Raw genomic sequence first — 3,015 nt, 5'->3', positions numbered from 1 at the left:
TCGAGCTTACCGAAGCGGCCCCTGGATGTCGATCGGCTTTTCCGATCTATCCACAACTCTTCGAAGGCGAGCGTCCAGGGCGTCGGTGTCCACGGTCTCGCACTGCCAGATCGTGACGACGCGCCAGCCGAGCGACTCCAAGCGTTCCTCGTTCGTTCTATCGCGTTCGCGGTTACGCGCAAGTTTCGGGAGCCAATAATCCTGGCGGGATTTGGGGAGCTGGCCTTTCGGGCAGCCGTGCCAATGCCAGAAGCACCCATGCACGAAGATCGCCAGACGGCGGCCTGGCAGGACGATATCCGGCTTTCCTGGCAGGTCCTTTCGGTGCAGTCGGAAGCGGTAGCCCAGAGCGTGCAGCCGGCGACGCACGACGATTTCGGGGCGGGTGCTCTTCGTCCCGACCGCCTGCATGATCCGTCGTCGCTGTTCCGGGCTGCGCGTGTCCATCGCTGCGCTCGATAACCCCTGTATTTGCCTTACACCCTTGGAAAGTCAAACGCCGCCCTCAGAATCCCAGAATGCATCGAAAGTGATTCAGGCCTCTTATTCCATGCCGATCCACACCTTACGGGAAGAAGCGCTTTCCGGCGCGGACGCGCCTTCGAAGGGAGCAAGAGGGACCGCTCCTATCCCCTCCGCCACGCGGGCTACGGCACTGGCCGGGCCTGGTCCGGCAGCTGGGCAGGCATCCCCGCCCAGCTGCCGCCCGGCCCTGGCCGCCTGCATAGCGCCTTCCCCTAGCATCCGAGCCGCCGATGGAAACCACGGTCAACACTGCGCCTGGCGAGATGGTGATCGAGTGCAGCGGATTCCGGGTTCGGATCTGGGCCGAGGTGGCACCCGTCCGTGCGACGGCGCTGGCGGCGGCGCTGAAGCGCCATAGCTTAACCCTCGCGCACATCATTCGCCGAGACCTCACCGTTCGAGGCGATAGAGGCGGCGTGGGCGGGAGAGTGGAAGTCCAGCCCTAAACGCCAAGGACTCGCCTCCCGTTCTCGCGCAGCTCCCCCTTCGGTCCGACATAGCGGTAGAGCGTGACCGGCTTGACGCCGAGTTCCGCAGCGAGCTCCCCCACGGAAGTATCGCGATTGGCCATGGCCGCCTGGGCAAGCCGAACCTGAGCCTTGGTCAGCGCAAACTTGCGTCCTCCCTTGCGCCCCCGCGCGCGGGCGGCGGCGAGCCCCGCGACGGTGCGCTCGCGGATCAGTTCACGCTCGAACTCGGCGAGGGCTGCGAAGATGCCGAAGACCAGACGCCCCGCCGGCGTGGTCGTGTCGATCTGCGCGCCCTGCCCGGCCAGCACGCGCAGCCCGATCCCGCGCTCGGTCAGATCCTGCACGACATTGACCAGGTGACGCAGGTCGCGTCCGAGGCGGTCGAGCTTCCACACGACCAGCACGTCGCCGCTGCGCAGCGCCTTGAGGCAGGCGTCGAGGCCGGGGCGAGCCTCGCGCTTGCCGGAGATCCGATCCTCGTAGATCGCCTCGGCGCCGACGCCCGCCTCGGCCAGCGCGTCGCGTTGCAGATCGAGGCTCTGGGAACCGTCGGCCTTCGAGATGCGGGCGTATCCGATCAGCATGCGTGTTCGTCGTCCTCAGGCGGCCGCGATGGCGTATTGCAAACGTTCGTTTGAGATGCAAAGCCTCCGACAGGCCGGTTCGGGCGGAACCATGCATCTTATTACGCATCACAATCAAATTTACACTAAGGGGGGCAGCGACCAAAAGATATATCTATGCCTTGCAGCGCGAACCTCACCGCCTGGAAACGTGCTGCTCACTCGTCGGCTTTGCCACGAACCACGTCGGCATCTCCGCTTTCTGGTCTCATGGCGGAGGGACGCGCCGGCTTTTCAGCGGGGATTCAAGCCCTCCATGCGACCCGGATGCACACGACAGTCACATGCAAGGGGGCAACCATGCCGCGCCGGACGCTTCTACTCGCCCTGATCTCTCTCCCCTCGATCCTTCCCGGCCTGCCCGCCGCCGCCCAAAGCTACGACATCGACTGCAAGCTGATCCTTTGTCTCGCGGGTGGGTTCCCGTCGAGCTGCGCCGACGCGAAGGCCTATATGATCAACCGGATCACCTCGGTCCCGCCCAAGCCCCCGATCGGCTTCTGCGCCATGTCCGACGGGTCCGAATACGCCGATTACCGTCTCGACTACGCCTGGGTTTCGCCCGCCTCGGCCGAGGGCTGGGTCTGCCCGGACGACAAGCTCAAATACTTCCGCGCCACGCACGAGGATCGCGGCGAAACTCATGTCCAGGTCTTCTGCTACGACCAGCGTGTGGTTGTGCAGGCCGGCTGGCGCGACGAGGAGCCGACCTACGCCTGGCTCGGCCGCAGCGTCCCGGAGCGCTCGGATTTCCGCATCGCGGTTACGATCTCCCCCGGATCCGAGGACGCGTATGACTCCGGCGTCCAGCGGGTCGAGACCGGCATCGGGCGCTGGTACGGAAACGTCTACGTCTCGCACTGAGGCAGCGCGGGCTTCCCTGCCCTTCTCGGTCGGCTGACGGTTCGCTTGCGACGGCGTAGACCGTTCGAGCTAAGACCTGAGCTGCCAGGATCCATCTCTCCCCGATCTTTGACGATCTGATCACGGTCAGGCCCGCACGCCTCCCTGTCGGGACCGCGCTCCTGAGGTTCCGCTCGGCCTGCGGCCTCCCTCCACCCCGAGCCGGAGCGCCCCGCCCTCCCTGCGGCCTGATGCGGGGCTTGCGGTCTCGTCCCGAGCCCTTTGCCCCGCGGCCGCATGGTCGCGCGGAACGATCCGTCTCGGCCCATCCGGGTCTGGATCGCTGGCGCAGAAGAACACGGGCGATCCGCGCAGCGGATCGAAATCGGAATGCGGCCAGGGCCGAGGATTGACACGCGAGGGGACAAGCCCCTCGCGCGCTCACCCCGGCCCTGAAGATCTTTTCCTCTCCTGTCCGCCCAGCAGACCCGCCCGGCAGGCTCAAGAGCGCGATCCGCGCCTCCGGGGCGAAGCTTCCGCAATTTCCTCCCTCG

Annotated in this window: 3 protein-coding genes; 1 reads left to right on the top strand and 2 read right to left on the bottom strand. The window is 66.1% G+C overall.

All coding sequences use genetic code 11. From position 1 onward, the window contains the following. Nucleotides 1-6 precede the first annotated feature (6 nt). Both BM064_RS26430 and BM064_RS26420 read right to left on the bottom strand, forming a co-directional pair. A complete protein-coding gene (locus tag BM064_RS26430; RefSeq protein ID WP_092866541.1) occupies nucleotides 7-447 on the bottom strand; it encodes a very short patch repair endonuclease in 441 nt (146 codons plus the stop codon). A 520-nt stretch (nucleotides 448-967) separates the two neighbouring features. Beyond that, nucleotides 968-1,579, bottom strand: coding sequence for a recombinase family protein (locus tag BM064_RS26420; protein ID WP_092866536.1), 612 nt, complete (start codon nucleotides 1,577-1,579; stop codon nucleotides 968-970). Nucleotides 1,580-1,918: 339 nt separating this feature from the next. On the opposite strand from BM064_RS26420, the gene BM064_RS26415 reads away from it, so the two are divergent. Then, nucleotides 1,919-2,482 (top strand): hypothetical protein, encoded by a 564-nt coding sequence (locus BM064_RS26415; protein WP_092866534.1) that lies wholly within the window; start codon nucleotides 1,919-1,921, stop codon nucleotides 2,480-2,482. Nucleotides 2,483-3,015 lie beyond the last annotated feature (533 nt).

This window comes from Albimonas pacifica (assembly GCF_900113695.1).
In the GTDB taxonomy this organism is placed as follows: Bacteria; Pseudomonadota; Alphaproteobacteria; order Rhodobacterales; family Rhodobacteraceae; genus Albimonas; species Albimonas pacifica.
The sequence above is the reverse complement of the archived record's forward strand: the minus strand, read 5'-3'. Positions and strand labels throughout refer to the sequence as shown.